The organism is uncultured Martelella sp. (genome assembly GCF_963677965.2).
In the GTDB taxonomy this organism is placed as follows: domain Bacteria; phylum Pseudomonadota; class Alphaproteobacteria; order Rhizobiales; family Rhizobiaceae; genus Martelella; species Martelella mangrovi.
Window position 1 is genome coordinate 676008 of the sequence record NZ_CAXXFM010000001.1, and the last position, 19835, is coordinate 695842.

Annotated in this window: 17 protein-coding genes; 6 read left to right on the forward strand and 11 right to left on the reverse strand. The window is 61.4% G+C overall.

What is annotated here, in order from left to right; all coding sequences use genetic code 11:
• Window positions 1-134: 134 nt before the first annotated feature.
• Window positions 135-2246 carry an acetate--CoA ligase family protein gene (locus tag ACHZCU_RS03375; RefSeq protein WP_319517649.1) on the forward strand — a complete coding sequence of 704 codons (2112 nt, stop codon included), beginning with the start codon at window positions 135-137 and terminating at the stop codon, window positions 2244-2246.
• 285 nt (window positions 2247-2531) lie between these two features.
• Here the strand turns inward: ACHZCU_RS03375 and ACHZCU_RS03380 are convergent, their stop codons facing one another.
• The 4 genes from ACHZCU_RS03380 to ACHZCU_RS03395 are packed head-to-tail and all read right to left on the reverse strand — an operon-like array spanning window position 2532 to window position 5415.
• The gene (locus ACHZCU_RS03380; RefSeq protein WP_319517650.1) at window positions 2532-3419 is read right to left on the reverse strand and encodes an NAD(P)-dependent oxidoreductase; all 888 of its coding nucleotides are present in this window, start codon (window positions 3417-3419) and stop codon (window positions 2532-2534) included.
• Entirely contained in the window at window positions 3416-3742 is a 327-nt protein-coding gene (locus tag ACHZCU_RS03385) for a carboxymuconolactone decarboxylase family protein (RefSeq protein ID WP_319517651.1), read from the reverse strand. The genes ACHZCU_RS03380 and ACHZCU_RS03385 overlap by 4 nt, the downstream gene beginning before the upstream one ends.
• A 21-nt stretch (window positions 3743-3763) precedes the next feature.
• A complete protein-coding gene (locus tag ACHZCU_RS03390; RefSeq protein ID WP_319517652.1) occupies window positions 3764-4603 on the reverse strand; it encodes an enoyl-CoA hydratase/isomerase family protein in 840 nt (279 codons plus the stop codon).
• Window positions 4600-5415, reverse strand: a complete 816-nt coding sequence (locus tag ACHZCU_RS03395) for an SDR family oxidoreductase (protein ID WP_319517653.1) — start codon at window positions 5413-5415, stop codon at window positions 4600-4602. The genes ACHZCU_RS03390 and ACHZCU_RS03395 overlap by 4 nt, the downstream gene beginning before the upstream one ends.
• A 267-nt stretch (window positions 5416-5682) precedes the next feature.
• Here ACHZCU_RS03395 and ACHZCU_RS03400 point away from each other — a divergent pair, with 267 nt between their 5' ends.
• The 3 genes from ACHZCU_RS03400 to ACHZCU_RS03410 are packed head-to-tail and all read left to right on the forward strand — an operon-like array spanning window position 5683 to window position 8147.
• Window positions 5683-6849 (forward strand): thiolase family protein, encoded by a 1167-nt coding sequence (locus tag ACHZCU_RS03400; RefSeq protein WP_319517654.1) that lies wholly within the window; start codon window positions 5683-5685, stop codon window positions 6847-6849.
• Between the two features lie 23 nt (window positions 6850-6872).
• Window positions 6873-7337, forward strand: coding sequence for a MaoC/PaaZ C-terminal domain-containing protein (locus ACHZCU_RS03405; protein WP_319517655.1), 465 nt, complete (start codon window positions 6873-6875; stop codon window positions 7335-7337).
• A gap of 18 nt (window positions 7338-7355) precedes the next feature.
• Window positions 7356-8147: an enoyl-CoA hydratase-related protein gene (locus tag ACHZCU_RS03410; RefSeq protein WP_319517656.1), complete on the forward strand. Its 792-nt coding sequence runs from the start codon at window positions 7356-7358 to the stop codon at window positions 8145-8147.
• Window positions 8148-8456: 309 nt separating this feature from the next.
• On the opposite strand, the gene ACHZCU_RS03415 is transcribed toward ACHZCU_RS03410, so the two are convergent.
• The 7 genes from ACHZCU_RS03415 to ACHZCU_RS03445 are packed head-to-tail and all read right to left on the reverse strand — an operon-like array spanning window position 8457 to window position 16599.
• Complete coding sequence (locus tag ACHZCU_RS03415) at window positions 8457-8843, reverse strand: Zn-ribbon domain-containing OB-fold protein (RefSeq protein WP_319517657.1); 387 nt, start codon at window positions 8841-8843, stop codon at window positions 8457-8459.
• A 60-nt stretch (window positions 8844-8903) separates the two neighbouring features.
• Window positions 8904-10406: a sugar ABC transporter ATP-binding protein gene (locus ACHZCU_RS03420; protein WP_319517658.1), complete on the reverse strand. Its 1503-nt coding sequence runs from the start codon at window positions 10404-10406 to the stop codon at window positions 8904-8906.
• Window positions 10406-11518: an SMP-30/gluconolactonase/LRE family protein gene (locus ACHZCU_RS03425; RefSeq protein WP_319517659.1), complete on the reverse strand. Its 1113-nt coding sequence runs from the start codon at window positions 11516-11518 to the stop codon at window positions 10406-10408. Before ACHZCU_RS03425 ends, ACHZCU_RS03420 begins: the two co-directional genes overlap by 1 nt.
• The gene (locus ACHZCU_RS03430; RefSeq protein ID WP_319517660.1) at window positions 11511-13637 is read right to left on the reverse strand and encodes an SMP-30/gluconolactonase/LRE family protein; all 2127 of its coding nucleotides are present in this window, start codon (window positions 13635-13637) and stop codon (window positions 11511-11513) included. The genes ACHZCU_RS03425 and ACHZCU_RS03430 overlap by 8 nt, the downstream gene beginning before the upstream one ends.
• 19 nt (window positions 13638-13656) lie before the next feature.
• Entirely contained in the window at window positions 13657-14664 is a 1008-nt protein-coding gene (locus tag ACHZCU_RS03435; protein WP_319517661.1) for a sugar ABC transporter substrate-binding protein, read from the reverse strand.
• A gap of 51 nt (window positions 14665-14715) precedes the next feature.
• On the reverse strand, window positions 14716-15735 hold the full coding sequence (locus ACHZCU_RS03440; protein WP_319517662.1) for an ABC transporter permease: 1020 nt from the start codon (window positions 15733-15735) through the stop codon (window positions 14716-14718).
• Window positions 15736-15747: 12 nt separating this feature from the next.
• Entirely contained in the window at window positions 15748-16599 is an 852-nt protein-coding gene (locus tag ACHZCU_RS03445) for an SDR family NAD(P)-dependent oxidoreductase (protein WP_319517663.1), read from the reverse strand.
• A 461-nt stretch (window positions 16600-17060) separates the two neighbouring features.
• Between ACHZCU_RS03445 and ACHZCU_RS03450 the strand changes: the two genes are divergently transcribed.
• Window positions 17061-18416 (forward strand): extracellular solute-binding protein, encoded by a 1356-nt coding sequence (locus ACHZCU_RS03450; RefSeq protein WP_319517664.1) that lies wholly within the window; start codon window positions 17061-17063, stop codon window positions 18414-18416.
• Between the two features lie 13 nt (window positions 18417-18429).
• A complete protein-coding gene (locus ACHZCU_RS03455) occupies window positions 18430-19830 on the forward strand; it encodes a sugar ABC transporter permease (RefSeq protein ID WP_319517665.1) in 1401 nt (466 codons plus the stop codon).
• Window positions 19831-19835 lie beyond the last annotated feature (5 nt).

The following is a 19835-nucleotide window of genomic DNA, read 5'->3' on the forward strand; positions in this document are numbered from 1 at the left end:
TGCTACCACCGGCAGGGGGAGGACTGGCATGACGATTGCGAAAAGTCTGCAATCAGCAAGCAAGACAACAGGGCACGGCGCCTTGCGCCGCGCGTCCGCAGCCGTGCCAGAGACCAGGTGAGGACTTCGAAAGCATGAATATTCAGACAGGGTCCGGCCCGATGACCGATGTTTCGGCGCTGGACAGAATTTTCCGTCCGCAAAGCATCGCCATTGTCGGCGCCTCGCCCAAACCCGGCCCCCGCAACCGGCTCGTCACCAATCTGATGAAGCATGGCTTTGAAGGCCGCATCTACCCGGTGACGCCCAGCAGCGACGCGGTGGAAGGGCACAAGGCCTACAAGACGGTCGGCGATCTGCCGGAGGTCCCGGATGTGGCCCTGATCATCACGCCGGCCGAAACGGTGCCCGGCATCATCGAGGAATGCGGGCAGAAGGGCATTACAGGCGCGATTGTCTACAGTGCCGGTTTCGAGGAGATCGAGACGGGAAAAGACAATGCCCGCCGTCTGAAGGAAGCCGCGCGCAAATACGGCGTTCACGTGCTCGGGCCAAACGGACAGGGCATCTGGGCGGTGAAGGCCAGAACGGTGATGAGCTTCGGCGCTGCGGCCTACGAACTGGAAGACCTGACCCATTCCAACATTGCCGTCATCAGCCAGAGCGGCGCACTGGCCGGCGCCATCGGCAATTATCTGCAGCGCAACAGGCTGGGCTGCTCCTATATCGTCAGCGTCGGCAACGAAACCTGCATGGATGCGCTCGATGCACTCGCCTGGGTGATCGAACAGGACGATGTGAGGGTCGTGGCGCTTTATCTTGAAGGGCTGGACGATGCCGCAAGACTGCTGCCGCTGGCAGCCAGGGCGCGGGCGCGCGGCATTCAACTGGTCGCGCTGAAGACCGGCCGCTCCGCTTTCGGCCAGGAAGCGACGGCCTCCCACACCGGCAAGATCGCCTCGCCGCACGCCATCTATCAGGACGTGCTCGATCAGGCCGGCATCATCATGGTCGACAGTCTCGGCGAGGCCATGGCTGCCGTCGAGGCGCTCTCCTTCCTGCCGGACCCGCGCGTTTCCGACGATCCGAAATCCGGTATCTCCGTGGTCAGCCTGTCCGGCGGCGCCGGTGCGCTTCTGGCCGACCACAGCGACGAGCGCGGCCTGCCGATGGCAACGTTCAGCGATGCCGCAGCGGCGCGACTGGAAGAAACCCTTCCCGAATTCGCCCGCAAGGCCAATCCGGTCGACCTCACCGGCCAGATCCGCGCCTATCCCAACCTGTTCCGCGATACGCTCGCCATCCTCAATGACGATCCGCGCACCGAGGCAATCGTGCTGCAATTCTCATCGAGCGGCAAACGCGATCTTGTCAATCATGCCGAGGATTTCAGAAATGCCGCCAGACAGGGCGGCCTGCCGATGATCATCACCACGGCAGTGGAGACCGTCGATCCCGAGATCCGGCAGGCATATCGGGAGGCGGGCATCCTGATTTCCGACGATCCGTCGAACACCATGCGGGCGCTGAAATGGCTCTATGACCGCAGGCGTTTCGCCGATATCGGCATCGCGCCACCGCCATCGAACCTGACGCCCCTGTCGCCGCCGAAGACATGGGAGGAAATGATGGTCTTTCTTGAAGACAGCGCCGTTCCCCCTGCGAAATGGCGCATCCTGGGTCCGGATGACAAGGCGGCGGACCTCTGCGCCGACCTCACCTGGCCGCTGGTGGTCAAGGTTCTGCCCGACGCGGCCGAACACAAGACCGAGCTCGGCCTGGTGAAGATCGGCGTGCGCACGCCCGAGGACGTCGATGCCCATGCCAGCGCCTTCCGCAAGACGCTGGACAAGCCGGAGATGGGCGTTCTGGTGCAGGAAATGGTGACCGACGGGGTCGAGGTCGTTCTGTCTTCGCTGCGCGGCACCGATTTCGGCCCGGTACTGTCCATCGGCTCGGGCGGTGTTGCCATCGAGCTTTACCGCGATGTCACCTATCTCGCCCTGCCGGTCACGCCGGAACAGGTCGAGGCCGCTCTCAGGAAGCTGAAACTCTGGACGGTTCTGCAAGGCTTCCGCGGCGCGCCGAAGGCCGACATCGATGCGCTGGTCAAAGCCGCCATTGCATTCGGCGACATGGTCTTGAGAACGCCGGATCTGGTCGAAGCCGAAATCAACCCGGTCTTCGTCCGTCCCGAAGGCAAGGGACTGGCAGCCGTGGATTTTCTGGGAACAGTGAACAGCTGAGCGCATGTCGGCGGGTTTCCGACCGCTCGGGCGGTGACAGCTCGCCACTCTCTCAGGCGTCATCCTCGGGCTTGACCCGAGGATCCATATGCCTCTCTACACGCGATGCTGATTGCCAGTTTGACACACTGAGCCAATGCCCAATCGTTTTTCTGCCACCACCGCGACTGGATCCTCGGGTCAAGCCCGAGGATGACGCAAGTGGTGGGATGTTCGTGATTTCCAGAAACCGAATTGTTAGCGATCGGCTTCAGAGGCGCGGACTTCCACCCGCGCCTCTGAAAACTACGTTTGTGGCGGAAAACCGGTTCCCGCCTGCGCAGCGATGACATCGGCGATATCGTCGATCTTTGCATCCGGGCCCAGCATGTTGGCGGAGAGCTGAAGCAGGCCGCGCGCAAACTGTCCGGACTGCATCGGCGCACCGCTGTCAATGGCAAGCTGCGTTGCCAGATTGAGGTCCTTCAGCATCAGTGCCAGCGCGAAGTCCGCGCGCGGCAATCCCTCGGTGAGGACCGGCAACAGGTTTTCGGACGATTTTGACCGTGCACCGCCGGCATTCAGCACCGTGGTCATGGTTTCCATGTTGATGCCGTTTTTGAGGCCGACGGCAACGCCTTCCAGAAGTGCGATGCGGTTGCAGGTGCTGATGGTGTTGTTGATGAGCTTGAGAACCTGCCCGCTGCCGATGGGCCCGCAATATGTGTGGTTCGGGCTGATCTGATCGAAGACCGGCACGGCTTTTTCATAACCGTCCCTTTCGCCGCCCACCATAACGGAAATGGTTCCCGCTTCCGCGCCCCTGGCGCCGCCGGAGACCGGCGCATCCAGCATGGCGATGCCGCGTTTTGCCAGCTCCTCCGCCATGGCCCGCGTCTCGGCCGGATCGCCGCTGGTCTGGTCGATGATCGTCTTGCCTGGCACAAGCCCTTCGATGAGGCCGCCATCGTCGAAAATCACGCTCCGCACATTGGCCGAGCGCGGCAGGCAGAGCATGACGATATCGCATTCACGCGCCAGCTCCCCCGGTCCTGACGACAGCGTCGCGCCGCATTTTTCGAAATCCGTCATGAGACCGGCATTCAGGTCGTAGACGGTGAGCGGCCGCGAAACCAGAAGCCTGCGCGCCAGCGCGCCGCCCATGGCGCCGAGGCCGATATATCCGACCTTCATGCCTCTGATCCCGCGTCGTCTTCGAAGACATCGACGGCGACCCGTCCGGCATTCATCGCAGACGGCCAGCCCGCGTAAAAGGCGACATGGGTGATCAGCGATTTCAGCTCGGTTTCGGTGACGCCATTGTCCAGCGCCCGGCGCATATGATGGTCCAGTTCGGACGTGCGATACATCGCCGCCAGGATCGCATATGTGGCAAGGCTGCGGTCGCGTTTGGAAAGGCCGGGTTCCTCCCACACATCACCGAACAACACGTCCTTGTTCAGCGTTTCGAGATGCGGAAGAATGTCGAATGGTTGTTTCTTCGGCGTATCGCTCATGGGGCTCTCCTCCCTGAATTTCTATTTCTCGCCATCGGCCGATGGCAGGCCGTCATTGAAGGGTGCTGCGGCAGCGGCCCCCATCGGGTCGGAGGGGCGTTTTTCAATCAGCGCCTGAAGCCCTTCCTGAAACTCGACGGAACTCATCGCCAGAACCTGTCCGAAGCCCTCATAGGCCATCAGTTCATCAACGCTGCTTTCGAAGGATTTCAGCAGCAATTGCTTGGCAAGCCCCATGACTTCGGCGGGCCCCGCGGCCAGCTGTTCGGCAAGCGCCATGCCTTCGGCATCGACCGCGTCATCGGGCACGACCTTCAGCGCCAGACCGTTGTCGACGATCTCATCGGCATTCCAGGTGCTGTTGGTGAAGATGAAATTGCGGGTGCGCGCCAGACCGATGGTGCGCGGCAGAGTGTAGAGCGTCAGGCAATCCGGCACCGCGCCGAGGCGAAAGAACCCGGCGCCGAATTTGGCGCTCTCGCCGACGACGATCAGATCGGCCATCAGCGCCAGCCCCATGCCACCGCCGATCGCCATGCCGCGCACGCCGCAGACCACCGGACGGTTCAACTGCAACAGCGGCGGAAAAAGTTTCGCCGCATGCTGGAAACGGCGATGCACCGGCCATGGCTCTGACGCTTCGGTGAGCATTCGCAGGTCACCGCCTGAACAGAAGGTCTTGCCCTTCGCCGTCAGATAGACCGCGCGCACCGTATGGTCGTCCTCGATCTCGCGCACGATATCGCGCAGGGAAAACCGCATTTCGCGGGTCAGCGAATTGCGCGCCTTTTCATTGTCGAGACGGATGATCAGCACCGCGCCCCGACGCTCGGTTTCGACATGCGGCCAGGATTTTATCATTCGGCCGCCTCCGTTGCCGCGACTTTGACGCCGGTGCTGGAGCGCGAGCGGTTGCGCCCGCCATCGACGACGATATCCGCGCCGGTGATATAAGCCCCGGCATCTGAGCACAGGAACACGGCGGCACTGGCAATATCGGAGGTCTTGCCGAATTCGCCGAGCGGGATCGACGACAGTTCCAGTTCCTTGCGCCCAGCCTCCTCGTAGATGCGCTTCACGCCCTCGGTATCGTCGATGGCGCCGGGCGCAATCGTGTTGCAGCGGATGCCATCCGGCCCCCACTCGCCGCACAATGTCCGCATCAAAGACATGATACCGGCCTTGGCAGCGCCGGCATGTGCGCATCCCGGCCACCCTTCCAACGCCCGCGTGGTGGAAATGGCGATAAACCGGCCGCCGAAAGACGAGGCTTTCAGTTCCAGATAGGCGGCCCTGGCACAGTGGAATGTGCCGTTGAGGTCGATATCGATGACCACTTTCCACGCATTCGGCGACATTTCGGCAAGCGGCACGACGAAATTGCCCGCGGCATTGGCGATCATCACATCCAGATGCCCGAACGTGTCCACAGCGGTCTTCACCGCGCTTTCGACGTCCTCGAATTTGCGCACGTCGGCGGTGACGGCAATGGCCTCCGCGCCCATGGCTTTCAGTTCGCCGATGGCGGTTTCAAGCCGTTCTGCATTGCGGCTGGCGAGCACCAGTTTCGCGCCCGCCGCCGCGAAGGCCTTTGCAATGCCGAAACCGATCCCGCTGCCGCCGCCGGTGATAAGCGCGACACGGCCTGCAAGCGCGTCTTCCCTGAATGTCATGTGTCCTGGCTCCCTCGTGACTACCGTTCTGTTCGGGCCGGTGCATTCGCTGACCGCTGGCCCGTGTCGGGAAAAACTAGCAATGGCGATGCCAGCGCCGCGCGGATGCGGGAGATTGTGGCAAGGACAACGCAGGAGAAAGAGGAGAAACCTGATCATGTCCTGCCGTCGCCAAATCGTGGCACGCAGCTTGCGATGTATGGCAGCAACGATCCGGCCGCGATTGCGGCCCGGCAGCTCTGACAGTTTCAAACCCGGGGAGAACGCATGAGCCTCAGAAACAGCGCCGTCATCATCGGCGTCGGAGAAAGCGATATCGGCCGCATGCCGCATATGAGCGGGCTCGGCCTCAATGCACAGGCAGCCATGCGGGCCGTTGCCGATGCCGGCATCAGCTACCGCGATATCGACGGATTGCTGACGGCTTATTCCTTTACCGAACCCTATTTCATGCTCGGCTCGGTTCTGGCGGAATATCTGGGTATCAGCCCGCGCTATGGCGGTTCGCTGGTCGTCGGCGGTGCATCGCCCGCCGTCATGCTGCATCACGCCGCACAGTCGGTTGCGACCGGGCAGGCCAATACCGTTCTCGTCTGCGCCGGTGAAAACCGCGCCACCGGCATGTCGCGCGACGAGGCGGTTTCCGCGCTTTCAGCCGTCGGCCACCCCTATTTCGAAGCGCCCTACGGCATCGGCATCCCCTCGCTCTATGCGCTGGTTGCCCGCGCCTATATGGAAAAATACGGCACGACGCGGGCGGAAATGGCGGCTGTTTCGGTCAACACCCGCAAACATGCGCTGCTGCATCCCAACGCCCATATGAAAACCGAAATCACCATTGACGATGTGCTCTCCTCCAAGCCGATTTCGGACCCGCTCAACGTTCTCGACTGCTGCCTCATCTCCGATGCGGGCGGCGCCTTCATTGTCACCACGCCGGAGCGCGCCGCCGATATGGCCGGAACGCCGGTCTTTCTGGCCGGCATCGGCCAGGCGCATACGCATGAACATCTGACATCGGCCCCGAGCCTCACCGAATTCGGCGCGGAACAATCGTCACAAGCGGCCTATGCGATGGCAGGTCTCGGCCCGTCCGACATGGATATGGCCATGCTTTACGACTGTTTCAGCATCGTTCCGATCATCGAGATGGAGGAGCTGGGCCTGGTGCCGCGCGGGCAAGGCGGCGCGTTCTTCGCCTCAGGTGAGGCCGCCATCGGTGGGAAACTGCCGGTCAACACCCATGGCGGCATGTTGAGTCATGCCCATGCAGGGGCCGCGGGCGGTCTTCTGGCTCTCATCGAAGCCACACGCCAGCTGCGTGGTGAAGCGGGCGAACGGCAGGTCGCGGATGCAAAGGCCGCCGTGGTCCACAGCGAAGGCGGCATCCTGTCGTCCCATTGCACCGCAGTGCTGACGGCGGAACCGCGATAACGGAACAAAGGAGGAGATACGGGATGGCCGCAGAACCAAGAGGCAAATATTTCGAGGATTTCGAGGTCGGTCAGGTGCTGGAAACGCCGCGCCGCACCGTCACCAATACCGATATCGTCAACTTCGCCTGTCTTTCAGGCGATTTCAACGAGGTCCACACCAACTGGGAATATGCCAAGACCACGCCCTTCGGCGAGCCGATCGCCCATGCGCCGCTGATTTACGCCATCATGGGCGGCCTGCAATATGCAAGCGGCGTCAATGACGGTACGTTGCTGGCGGTCATCGGTATCGATGAATGGCGGATGATGAAGCCGGTCAAGCACGGCGACACGGTTCACATGCGTTCGACGGTTCTGAGCAAGAAGGAAACCTCGAAGCCGGAGCGCGGCGTGGTTTCGTTCAAGCGCGAATTCGTCAACCAGCATGACGAGACGGTGCAGAGCATGACGGCGACATTTCTCTACAGACGCCGCCCGCAGGCCTGAGCGGCACAGGAGAGCGAATTGGAAAATAGCGAACTTCTCTTCGAGGTCGAGGCGGGCGTTGCCACCTTCACCCTCAACCGACCGGAAAAGCGCAATGCCTTTACCGATGAAATGGTCCGCCAGTGGGTAATCTGGCTGGAGGACTGCAAGACCCGCGACGATGTGCAGGCGATCGTCTTCACCGGCGCGGAAACCACATTTTCAGCCGGGGGCGATACCAGCCGCTTCAAGGACAAGGCCGAACAGACGCCGCTTGAGGTTAAAGCGGCGATGACGGCCAATACCCAGTCGCTCGCCCGCAAGGTCGCCGAAATCGACAAGCCGCTGATTGCCGCTGTCAACGGCACGGCGGTCGGCGGCGGCATGGACCTTGCTCTGATGTGCGATGTGCGGCTGGCAACGGCATCGGCCCGCTTTGCCGAAACTTATGCGAAAATGGGCCTGATCCCCGGCGTTGGCGGAGCGTGGTATCTGCCGCGCATCATCGGCAAGGCGGCAGCGCTCGACCTGTTCTGGACAGCGCGCTGGGTGGATGCGGAAGAAGCGTTAAGGCTTGGCCTCGTCAACCATGTCTATCCCGACGATGAATTCCGCGATCAGGTGCGCGCCTATGCCGAACAGATCGCCGCCGCCGCACCGCTTTCCGTCCGCTTCATCAAGCGGCTGGTCAACCAGGCCGAAGACGCCGACCTCCACGCCCACCTCGATGCGCTGTCCTCCCACATAGCGCTGGTGCGCACCAGCCACGACCACAAGGAAGCCGTCGCAGCGCTGAAGGAAAAGCGCAAGCCGGTTTTCAAGGGGAAGTAGCGGTTTTCCGGAAACTTGGGGCCGGTTTGGAACGATCACAGAAGGCTGATAAAGCCTGCATTTCAGCTTCTGCCATCATTCCGGCCTTTGTGTTGACCGCAACCCTCACCGCTTGTGTCATCCTCGTGCTCGACACGAGGATCCATTTGCCTCGCCTCTCGCAACGCCGGTTACCGACTTTATGACCCGAACCGTAACCGCAACAGTGACTGGATCCTCGGGTCAAGCCCGAGGATGACGCCTGAGAGAGCGGCGAGTGTGGCGCCACACTGCCCCTCTTGCTCCTTTTGCCATGCTCACACCCCAAGCTCACGCCGGGCGGAAAACCGGCAGCGTTTCGCCCTCGTCAGTCGGCTGAAAATCGACCGTCACGGCATCGCCGATCTTCACCTCGAGCGCATTGTCGCCCGTGATCGCCGCAATCATGCGTGGCCCCTCCTCGACAATCACCGAGGCCACCACATAGGGCACTTTGTCGCGAAAGGCGGGAAGCGGCGCGCGGCGGACGATGGTGAAGGATTCGACCGTGCCCCTGCCGCTGCTCTCGATCCAGTCCGGCTCCGCCTGCCAGCAGGCGGCACAGTGATAACGCGGCGGAAACTGCACCTGTCCGCAGTGCGAACACTTCTGGAAAAGCAGTTTCCCTTCGCGGGCACCCTTCCAGTATTCAGCGCTGTCGCCGTTTTCAAGTTTCATGGTTTCAGCTCCTGTCAGACATGATGGCCGGGTGTTCGCCGGCTCCGGTGTGTTTTTGTTCTAGTGAACGGCGGCGTACATGATCTTGTCTTCCGTGGCGTCTCCGGCGCTCATCTCCTCGACCACCTGCCCCTGACGGGTCACGAGAATGCGGTCGGAGAGCGCCAGAACTTCCGGCAGATAGGACGAAATCAGCACCACCGCGATGCCTTCGTCGGCCAGCCGGTTGATGAGGTCGTGAATTTCGACAATGGAGCCGACATCGACGCCGCGCGTCGGCTCGTCGAAGATCACCAGACGCGGCTTCTGCACCAGCGATTTGGCGATGACGACCTTCTGCTGGTTGCCGCCGGATAGCTCGATCACCTTGGACGAGGTGTTGATGGCGCGGATGCTGAGCGATTTCGTCCAGTCGGCGGCCAGCGTTTTCGCCTGCCGCATCGAGACGACGGACAACGGATTATTGCCGCGCGCCAGCGCGCCCATGTGAATGTTTTCCGCAATCGACATGGTCTCGAAGAAACCGTCCTGCTTGCGATCCTCGGTCACGTAGACGATGCCGTCACGCATGGCCGAGCGCGGCACGCGATAGCGCACGGCCTTGCCGTTGAGACGCACTTCGCCGCCGTGAAAGACGTCGCGCTTGAATGCTCCGGCAACGATTTTCATGGTTTCCGTCCGCCCCGCGCCGACCAGACCGAACATGCCGGTAACCTGTCCGCCATAAATGCTGAACGAGGTGTTGCGCACGATCTTGCCCATGGAGAGATTATCGACGCTCAGCATTTTCGACTGCGGCGCGCGGATCGCCACTTCATGGCCCTTGCGCGCGCCGTAGAGTTCGCCGCTCAGTTCGCGGCCGACCATATTGCGGATGATCGATTCCCGCGTAAAGGTGTCGGTCGGTCCGGAAACGATCTTCTCGCCATCGCGCAGGATGGTGATCGTGTCGGAAAGCTGTAACGCCTCCTCCAGCGCGTGGGTGATGAACAGGATTGACGTGCCGCGTTCCCGCAACCGTTTGATAAGGCCGAAGAAATGATGTTTTTCCTCCGGCGTCAGCGTTGCCGTCGGCTCGTCGAAAATGATCACCTTGGCGGCGTGATGGGCGGCGCGCGCCACCTCCACCATCTGCCGCTGGGCCGCGCCGAGCGAACTGACCAGCGCCGACGGCTCGACATCGAAATTCATCGACATCAGAAACTGCTTGGCGCGGATATTGAGCTTGCGCAGCCCGTTCAGAAATCGCTCCTCGCCCAGATAGATATTCTGGGCAACCGTCATCGAGCCCACCAGATTGGTCTCCTGAAAGACCATGGCGATGCCCGCCTTCAGCGCGGCGAGGGGGGAACCCAGCATCACCGGCTTTCCGGCCAGATGGATTTCGCCCGAAGACAGGTGGTGGACGCCGGCGAGCGCCTTCATCAGCGTCGATTTGCCCGCGCCGTTTTCGCCGAGAATGGCGTGGACCTCGCCTTCCTGAAGCGTCAGGTCGATATTCTTGATCGCGTAGACGCCGCGAAAATCCTTGGTGGCACCCTTCAGTTCGAGAATAGGCGGCATCACGCATCTCCTCCCGTGGCCTTCTGCGCAGTCGGCATCAATGCCTCGCCAGCGCCTTTCGAACCGGCAACCAGCGTGCCATTGAACAGGCAGAGCGAGGTTATCCCGTGCCGGTTTCCATCGGCGCGGCTGTGCAGACTGTCCACCGGATGGCCATCGGCATTCAGCCGGACAACGAGGCCGTAGGAAAAGGTTGGAGCCCACGGCTTGAGGATGCCGAGCAGTTTCAGCGCGCCGTTCTGCGTCGGCTCGCGGAACCCCTGCTTGATGGCAAGCGACGGCGCGACCCAGTATTCCGGGTCGACCTCGGCCATCATCCGCTCGCGATAGGCCTTTTCTCTCAGAACGAACTCGACGAGCTGGTTGCGCGGCGCGAAGACAGCCAGCCAGTAGCCACCGTCTTCATCAGGAACAAGCCGGGCGGGATAGCCGGGCAGGTCCTGAAGAACCGGCGAAACAGCAGGACGCGCGCCATCAAGCGCGACCCTGACGACACGATGCGCCCAGGCTTCGCTGACAAGCACGGACCGGCCATCCGGCGAAAGCGCAAGGCCGTAGGGAAAGGCCAGACCAGTGGCGAGCGTTTCTGCCTTGCCGCTTGTCAGGTCGACCCGCCACAGCGAACCGGTCGTTCCAAGGCTCATCAGATCACGCTTCCACTGCGATGCCGGGCATTGCGACGAGCCGGAAGCAACAAGCAGCGTTTTCCGGTCCACAAACGCCGCCGCCGTCGGCGCGATCAGGAGCTTATCCCCCAACCGGCTGATTTCGGTTCCATCGAACGCACCGCCCGATATGACAATCCCCGCCCCATCAAGACCGACCGCCATGCCGCCGTCCCGCGCCATCGCAAGGCAGGCGATATCCGCATCGAAGCGCCTGACTTCGGAAACCGCGCCATCCGCCGCACGCATGAAGAGAACCGGACCGGCCGAATAGAAAACCGTGTCGCCATCCGCCAGAAGATTGTCGAGGCCATTGGCCGAAAACAGAACCGCTGCCTCGTCCAGCCGGTGGTTGGGCTGAAGCGGCCCGTCCATCACCGGGACGGATGTGCTGAACGAACCCCGGCCGAGAAAGGAATCGAGCCTTTTCCTGAAGTGATCAAGCATTCTTCGCTCCCCAATAGCTGCCGGGACCGGTCCAGTCGGGATCGGCGTCGGGTATCTTCCACTTGCCGATGCGGTTGTTGCTGATCCCGGCGATGAACAGATGCCCCTTGTGCTCGCGCATCGAGCTGATCATCGGGTGATTGGCGCCGTTGAGGTCCCACAGTGAATCCAGCACGGTGCCATCGAGCGAAAACTTGAAAATGCAGCCGGTGTTGATGTTGGGAAACAGCCAGTTGGCGGGAGCAACACGCCGGGTCATGCGACGGCGGAAACCGGGATCGGTCATGGCGATATCGAGCGCAGGTCCGCGCATACCGCAAAGGGCGGCCCAGTATGTGCCGTCGGAGGCGCGGTTGATATTGTCCGGAAAGCCCGGCAGGTTGGTGATCACCGGCTCCACCGTTCCCTTTTTCGGGCCGTCGAACCAGTATCGGCTGATGCGGCAGGCCCAGGTTTCGGCAAACAGCAGCGATTGATTGTCCGGCAGGCAGGTAATGCCGTTGGGGAAAATCCTGTTGCGCAGCACAGTGCGGGTCGAGCCGTCACGCGGGTCATAACAGATCAGCCGCCCGTTGCCCCGGCTTTCGATACAATCCAGCGGCCAGGCATTGTGCTCGTAGCGGATCGTCGCCTCGCTGAAGAAAATCCGCCCGTCATGGGCGATATCCAGATCGTCCGCGATCCTCAGACGGGAATCATCGACGATGGAAAACAGCGAACGGTTGGTTTCGTCGGTAAGCTTGATCACCGCGCGTTCGGGCGTGACCATGTAAAGCCCCATGCCGGCAACGCAGACGACCAGATTGCCGTCCCTGTCGAAGGCAAGCCCCGAGGGGAAACCGCCGATATGAGCGACGACTTCCGGCGCGGCATAATCGGGTGCGGAAAACTTGATGATCTCGCCATGACGGTTGCCGCAGAACAGATTGCCGTCGCGGTCGAGGATCACGTCCTCGGGCTGTTCGATCTGGCCAAGGCCGATCAGTTCCACGGTGCGGAGCTTGTCGTTTTCGGCAAAGGCGGAGGCGCTGCCCTTCGCCGTCTCGATCGCCGGAGGCAGGCTGAGATAGGCAGGCGACACATAGGCGCTGTTGATCAGCTTGTCGCGGTTGCGCACCCAGCGCACATCCAGCCAGATCGCCAGAAGCAGGATCACGCCGAGAATGAGGGCGGAGGTCGTGCCCTTGACCCCCATCTGCAACAGCCCGTTGGTGAGGATCAGCACCACCACCGAGCCGATCAGTGCCTTGGCGACCGAACCGCGGCCGCCGCCAAGTGTCGTGCCGCCGAGCACGACCGCCGTCAGCGCCGAGATTTCCATGCCGACGCCGGTGTCGAGCCCGATACTGGTCAGCCGCGCACCAAACAGGATTGCGGCAATCGCCACCATCGCGCCGGAACAGACATAGGTGAAGAACAGCACCGTGCGCACCGGAATACCGGCATTGAACGCCGAGCGCCGCGCGCCGCCGACAGCGGCAATATGCCAGCCCGGCCGCGAGCGGGACAGAACGATGTGCCAGAAAACGGCGATGACCGCCGAAATGTAAAAGGCATAGGGAACGCCGAAAAGCGAACCGAAACCAAGCGCATCCCAGACCGCCGATTCCGGCATTCCCATCACGATGTCGGTGGCGAAATGCGGTAGAACGAGCTCATAGATCGACCGGAACATGATCAGGGTCACCAGCGTCGTCAAAAATGCCCGAAGACGCAGATAGCCGATCAGAATGCCGTTGATCGCGCCGCACAGGGCGCCGACGCCGATGGTGATGACCACGGCGAGGCCCAGCGGCAATTCATAGACATTCAGCGCGGTCAGGATCGTCAGCCCACAGAGCGCGAAGATGGACCCCACGGACAAGTCGATACCGCCTGAAATCATGACAATGCTGAGCGCGATTGCCACCAGACCGAATTCCGAAATCTGGCCCGCGAAATCATAAAGGCCGAACGCGGTAAACATGCTCGGATTGAACGATCCGAACAGGACCAGGGCCACGAGAAGGGCGAAGACCGGGATGGCATTGTCGGTCCAGCGCTTGGACAGTATTTCCCCGACGACATGGTCGGGAAAATACCGGTAGCGCAACCGCGTCAGTGCACTGTTGGCGAACATCTGAAAACCCGTATGCAGATTATTGATCGGTATCGACGACGAAACAGGAAGACGGGGTCAGATTGTCCTTCGTGATCACGTAATTGGGCGTGTAGTAGACAATCTGGTTGTCGCCATTCACGGCATCGCCCTGCAACAGGGTCGAGACGATTGTGTTGAGGGACTGGCCCTGCATGCGCGCGTCATATTCGATGAACATGCTGAAGTCGCCGCTCTCCACCTTGTCGCAGGAGGTCGAAGCGCCGCCGCCGGAGGTCACGACGAAAACCTTGTCCGTCAGCCCCGCTTCCTTGACCGCCGCACCGATACCGGCGTCCTGTCCGTCCCAGACGCCATAGACGGCGCAAAGGTCCGGGTGCTGCTGAAGGACCGAACTGGTAATCGCCCGGGCCTTGCTCGGATCGTATCCGGCCGCCTGCTGCGAGACGATTTCGATCTCGGGCGCGTCCTCTTCAAGCGCCTTGGTAAAGCCCGCCATCTGGAACAGATCGACCGGCGCGGTCGGCACGCCGGAGACGACGGCAACCTTGGATGACGGTCCCTTGCCGGAACCGCAGCGTTCGGCCACAGCCTTGCCGGCAAGGTAACCGATGCCGGTCCAGTCAGCGCCGACATAGGCGTCGCTGGGGGTCAGCGATTCCATATTGAGCTGAACGATCTTGATCCCGGCGGCCTTTGCCCGCTTGATCAGCCGCGCATAGGCCTGAACATCGGGATTTTGCAGGACGATCAGGTCGGGCTTTTCGCCGATCGCCTGCGTCAGCGCCCGCGCGCCCGCCTCGACATTCCAGTTCGGATCGCGCACATCGACGGTATAGCCGAGTTCCCGCGCCTGTTTTTGCAGGAACGCGTTCCATGTCAGGGTCAGGTCGGTGCTCAGGCTCATCGGAATATAGATGACCTTCTTGCCTTCCATGGCCGCCGTATATTTTTCGCGGCTCTTGTTTTCCAGACTGTCGGCGGCAAGCGCCGACGAGCCGATCAGGGCAAGCGCCAGCGCTCCCGATATCAGTTTCCTCAGCTTCATTTTCTCCTCCTTAAAAAATTGAAGCAATTCATTTTCTCCGCCCGAAAACCGCTAGATATCGCCTCCCTGCGATGTCTGTTCGTCGCGTGGATTGGTGAGCGTATCGGCCACCAGAGCGCCAAGCATGACGACGCTCTTGATCAGGTTCTGTTCGGCATAGGCGAGGTTCAGGATGGTCATGCCGCTTTGCAGCGTTCCGACGAACAGCGTGCCGACCAGCACGTTGCGCACGCCGCCGCGACCGCCCGAAAGCCCGATACCGCCCAGCACCACCACCAGCAGCACGTCATAGACGAGCGTGGTATAGGCCAGCCGGGTGTTGATGCCGGAATTCGAGGCGACGATGATCAGCCCGACGATATAGGCCAGAAGCGCCGTCATCGCATATTGCACGACGATGGTCGGGCGCATGGCAAAACCGGTAAGCCTTGCCGCCAGCGGATTGTCGCCGGTGGCATAGATCGTCCGCCCGAACCGGGTGTAGCGCATCAGGATGTGGACGGCGAGCGCGAGTGCCGCGAACACCCAGATCGTGTTGGGAACGCTGAAGGTCGAGCCGAAACCGAGCGTGTTCAGCCAGGCGACGTTTTCCGGCGCGTTGTGGGTATCCTCGCGAAAGAAGAACAGGTTGCCGACGCCGAAAACGATCGGCCCCATGGCAAGCGTGGTAAAGATCGCCGGGATTTCCGCATAGGCGATGACAAAGCCGATGACGATCCCGGTCGCGACCACGAAACCGCCGCCCATCAGAAGGGCGATGCCGAAATCCTGCCCGTCATTGGTCATCTTGACGGCCCAGATCATGCCGACCACCAGCGTGGCGACCATGGCCAGATCGACGCCGCGACCGATCACGACAATGCTCATGCCAAGCGCCAGCATGCCCAGAACGGAAACGCCGCGCAGCAGGGTGATCGCATTGCCGTAGCTTAGGAAGTTATCGAGCACGACAGAGAAGAACACGAACATCGCAACCGTGATCAGGAAGACAATGCCTTCCTGGGACGGGCGTACATGCAGACGCTTCCCCGGTCCTTTCCGGTGTTCCGCTGTCTTGATGGCTTCAGACATCCGCCCCCTCCCTCAGTTGACGGGATTGGTGGTGGAAAACGCGATATCCTTGCAGCGCTCCAGTTCCTCGGCCACCAGCCCAAGCTCATCGGTAATTGCGGCATGGGCATCGCTGCCGAAAGGTATGCGCATCGGCGGTTTTTCGAGATCGACAACGGCGGCGAGCGCCTGGCCGAACAGCGCCGGATCATTCGGCTGCTTGCCGTGACGGCGCGCGCCGTAACCGGTGATGATATCCGCCACCGGGCCGTAATCGTCGCCGGGAATATTGGCGTCCTGCATCAGCGAGGGACCGGCGAAATCGCTGCGGAAACCGCCCGGCTCGATCAGGGTCACATGTATGCCGAGATGTGCGACTTCCTTGGCAAGCGACTCCGAATAACCCTCGACGGCAAACTTGGTTGCCGAGTAAAAACTGAAACCCGGCGTGCCGATAAACCCGCCATAGGACGACAGGTTGACGATATTGCCGGAACGCTGCGCCCGCATGATCGGCAGCACCGCCCGCGTCATTTCCACAAGGCCGAAGAAGTTGACCTCGAACAACGGGCGGTATTTCTCCGCCCCCGTTGCCTCCGCCAGCGACACGAGACCGTAACCGGCATTGTTGACGAGGACATCGATGCGCCCAAAGGCGGCATGCGCAGCAGCAACCGTCTGGCCGATCCGCGCATGATCACCGGCATTGAGCGTGAAAGCGCGCAAGGTGTCGGGAAAAGCCTCAAGAAGACGGTGCGAGCCGGACGGATCAAGAACGGTCACAACCACATTATCTCCCCGCTCAAGGGCGAATTTCGCGGTTTCAAACCCCAGCCCCTTGTCGGCACCTGTAATCAGCCAGGTCTTTTGCGCACGTTCTGTCATCGAAGTCTCCTATTCTCTTTTGCTGTTCTGACTAGCAAACTGCTTGCCAAAGCAAACCCAAGGATCGGTTTGCCGGTTAATGACGGGCCGAGGACAGAACCCGATCGTCTGCACTGCCGTTCACAAAGACAGTTGTGTCCGTCTGGCGATACGACCGGCAGATATCGCTGCCCTTCACTGTCAATGATGCGTACAGGTGCCAGACTTGGCGCGCTCGAGAAACTGCGCGCCGGGATCAATGAAACAGCACTGCGGCCTGATCGGGGTCAACTGCAGACCGGCAGCGCCCCTGTGTTGAATCGCCGTGCGCCCTGCTGCACCGCAAAAGACCGATCGGACGCACAGGCCGGCGTATGACAGCTTATTTTCATCGGGCCGTAATATGCACGTCACATGGGTCCCCTAAGGAGTGATTGCACGCGCGTGCAATCGGACCATTATTCTCACTTCCGGGGATCATCATGACCATCTTGAAGAAGACGAAGACCATTGTGCTGGGAGCGACCCTCCTGTGCGGAACGGCGCTCAGCGCAATGGCGGAAGATTACACGATCACCGTCTGGGCGGGCGGTACAGGCGAAACGTCGCATTACCGCGTCGATGCCATAACCATGGCTGCCGACCTCCTTGAGCGCGAAGCTGCCGTACGCGGCGAGGACCTCAGCATCGAAGTCGAAAGCCAGGTCTGGAGCAGCTGGGACGACTTCAAGCAGGCTGTAACACTGGCGGCCGAATCGGACACGCTGCCGAACATCATCGTTACCGGGCACGAAGACATCGGCCCCTGGTCGCAGGCGGGTGCAATCCGGCCGATCGAAGACTATGTCGATTTCGATGCATGGCCCCTGAACCAGCTTTATGACAACCTCATCGACGTCGCGAGCTACAACGGCCAGATCTGGGGCATTCCGCAGGACGCCGAGGCGCGCGTGTTCTTCTTCTCGCGCGAAAAGCTCGCGGGAATCGGTTACAGCGAGGATGAAATCGACGGGCTGACGGACCGCGTGCTGTCGGGCGACTACACACTCTACGACATGCTGGATGACGCCCGGAAAATGCAGGACGAGGGCCTTGTCGAGGAAGGCATGGCATTCGCGCCGCGCGTATCCAACGGCCCCGATTACTGGCAGTTCTACCAGAGCTTCGGCGGTCAGATGGTCGACGAGGAGACCGGCAAGCTGGTCTTCGACAAGCAGGCCATGACGGACATGTACCAGTTCTTCGTCGATGCCGTCGACATGGGCGTTGTGCCGCGATCCTATCTCGGCATGGAGTGGGACGACTGGCACCGCAACGTCGCTGCAGGCAATTACGGCATGTGGCACGGCGGCACCTGGCACTATTCGCAGTGGACCGGCTCCTTCGAAATGACGGACTTCTTTGACAAGGTCGCCTATTCGCTGGTCCCCTCCGGCAACGACAACGGACGCGCCAATTCCATCACCCATCCGCTTGTCTACCTGATCTCGACGGCAGGCTCCGATGATGACGCGGCGGTTTCCGCCGAGCTTATCTCGATCGCCTCCGAACCGCGGATCAATTCGCTGCATGCGGTTGCCTCCGGACATCTGGCCATCGGCGAAGACCAGGCGACGGTTCCGCTCTATGCCAATGACCGCTGGACCACGGAAGCCACCGAAAACCTGCTCCCCCATGCCAATGCAATTCCCAACAATTCCGATTTCGGCATCTACTGGGACGCCATGTATCAGGGGCTCGAAGCGGCCTGGACGGGCGCCTCCTCCGTCGAGGACGCGGTCAATGCCGCCGAAGCCGATGTGACGTCGGCGCTCGGCGACGGCATTGTCGTCCGCTAGGGGAACCGGACCATTGGCCGATAACGCCTCTCGCAAGCGAGACAACCGGCCGGGCGCGTTGACGCGCTCGGCCGGCACCGCCGCCCCCGTCGATCAGCGCGAACGGCGAAGCCGGGTCAGCCCGCTGGGCACCCTGATGCTGACACCCACGCTGATTTTCGTCGGAATCTTCTTCCTTGCACCCATTGTGCTGACCGCGATCTTTTCCTTCACCAACATGACCAGTTCGACCGGCATCAGTGGCGGCGCATACGTGATCACGCCGAACGGTCTGCGCGAACTTGCAGCCGAGGGCATCGATCCCGACGTCGTCGCAGAACTCGGGCGCAGCACGGTTGTCGTCGACAACGAAAGCCTTGCCGCCGCCCGGTCAGCCGGTGTTGACGGAGACTTTCTCGATGAAATCGAGGAACAACTTTCCGGGCAGCAATTTGTCGACGAGCGCGCTTTCGAACGCGAACTCAAGACCCTGCCAAGCAGGCCGCGCCGTATCCGGGAGCTGAAGCTTGCCGCCGAGCCCTTCAGCCGTTCGATCCTCAACACGCGCTTTCAGACACGGGATGAAGCCAGCCGGGCCATCACGACGCTGGCGCCGGAGATTGACCCGGCCGACCTCGACCGTATCGTCAACGCCAGCTACACCGGATGGGTCTGGACGACGGCAAATTTCGAAAAGCTCAAGAACGAGCGTGAAACCGTCCGCGTCCTTCTCAACACGGCGTTTTACGTTTCCGTGACGCTGGCATTCAGTGTCTTCTTCGCTCTCTATCTCGCTTTCGCGATCTTCTACATGCCGCCACGCATGGGCCTTTTCTTTTCCGCCCTGTGGCTGCTGCCGAAGATTACGCCCGTGGTTCTCTACACGCTGATGTGGAAAGCCTTCACCTGGGATAACGGTCTCGTTGCAACGCTTGCCGAACAGTTCGGCCTGCCCTCCTTCAACTACATGAAGGGATCAGTGCCGAGTGCCTGGACCATCGTGATCCTGGTCAACGGCTTCATCGGCGTTTCGCTGGGCATGATCCTGTTTTCCAGCGCATTGCGCGCCATTCCCATGCAACAGCTCTGGGCAAGCGAGGTGGACGGCGCCAGCCGCTGGCAGCAGGTGCGCTATATCCTTCTGCCGCAAATGCGATGGCCGATCATGTTTTACACCTGCTACCAGACGCTGTCGCTGATCGGCTCCTACGAGCAGATCTGGCTGACCACGAATGGCGGCCCCGGCAACACGACCACGGTCTGGTCGCTGGAGGCCTTCCGCACCGCGCTCTTCAATTACAGCGGCAACCTGCAATACGGCCTCGGCGCGGCAATGGCGCTGGTGCTCGTAACCGGCGGACTGGTGCTGTCGATCACCTTCCTGCGCATCTTCCGGTTCAGGGAACTTGTCCAGAAACCGAAGATCGAAGCATAGGAGAC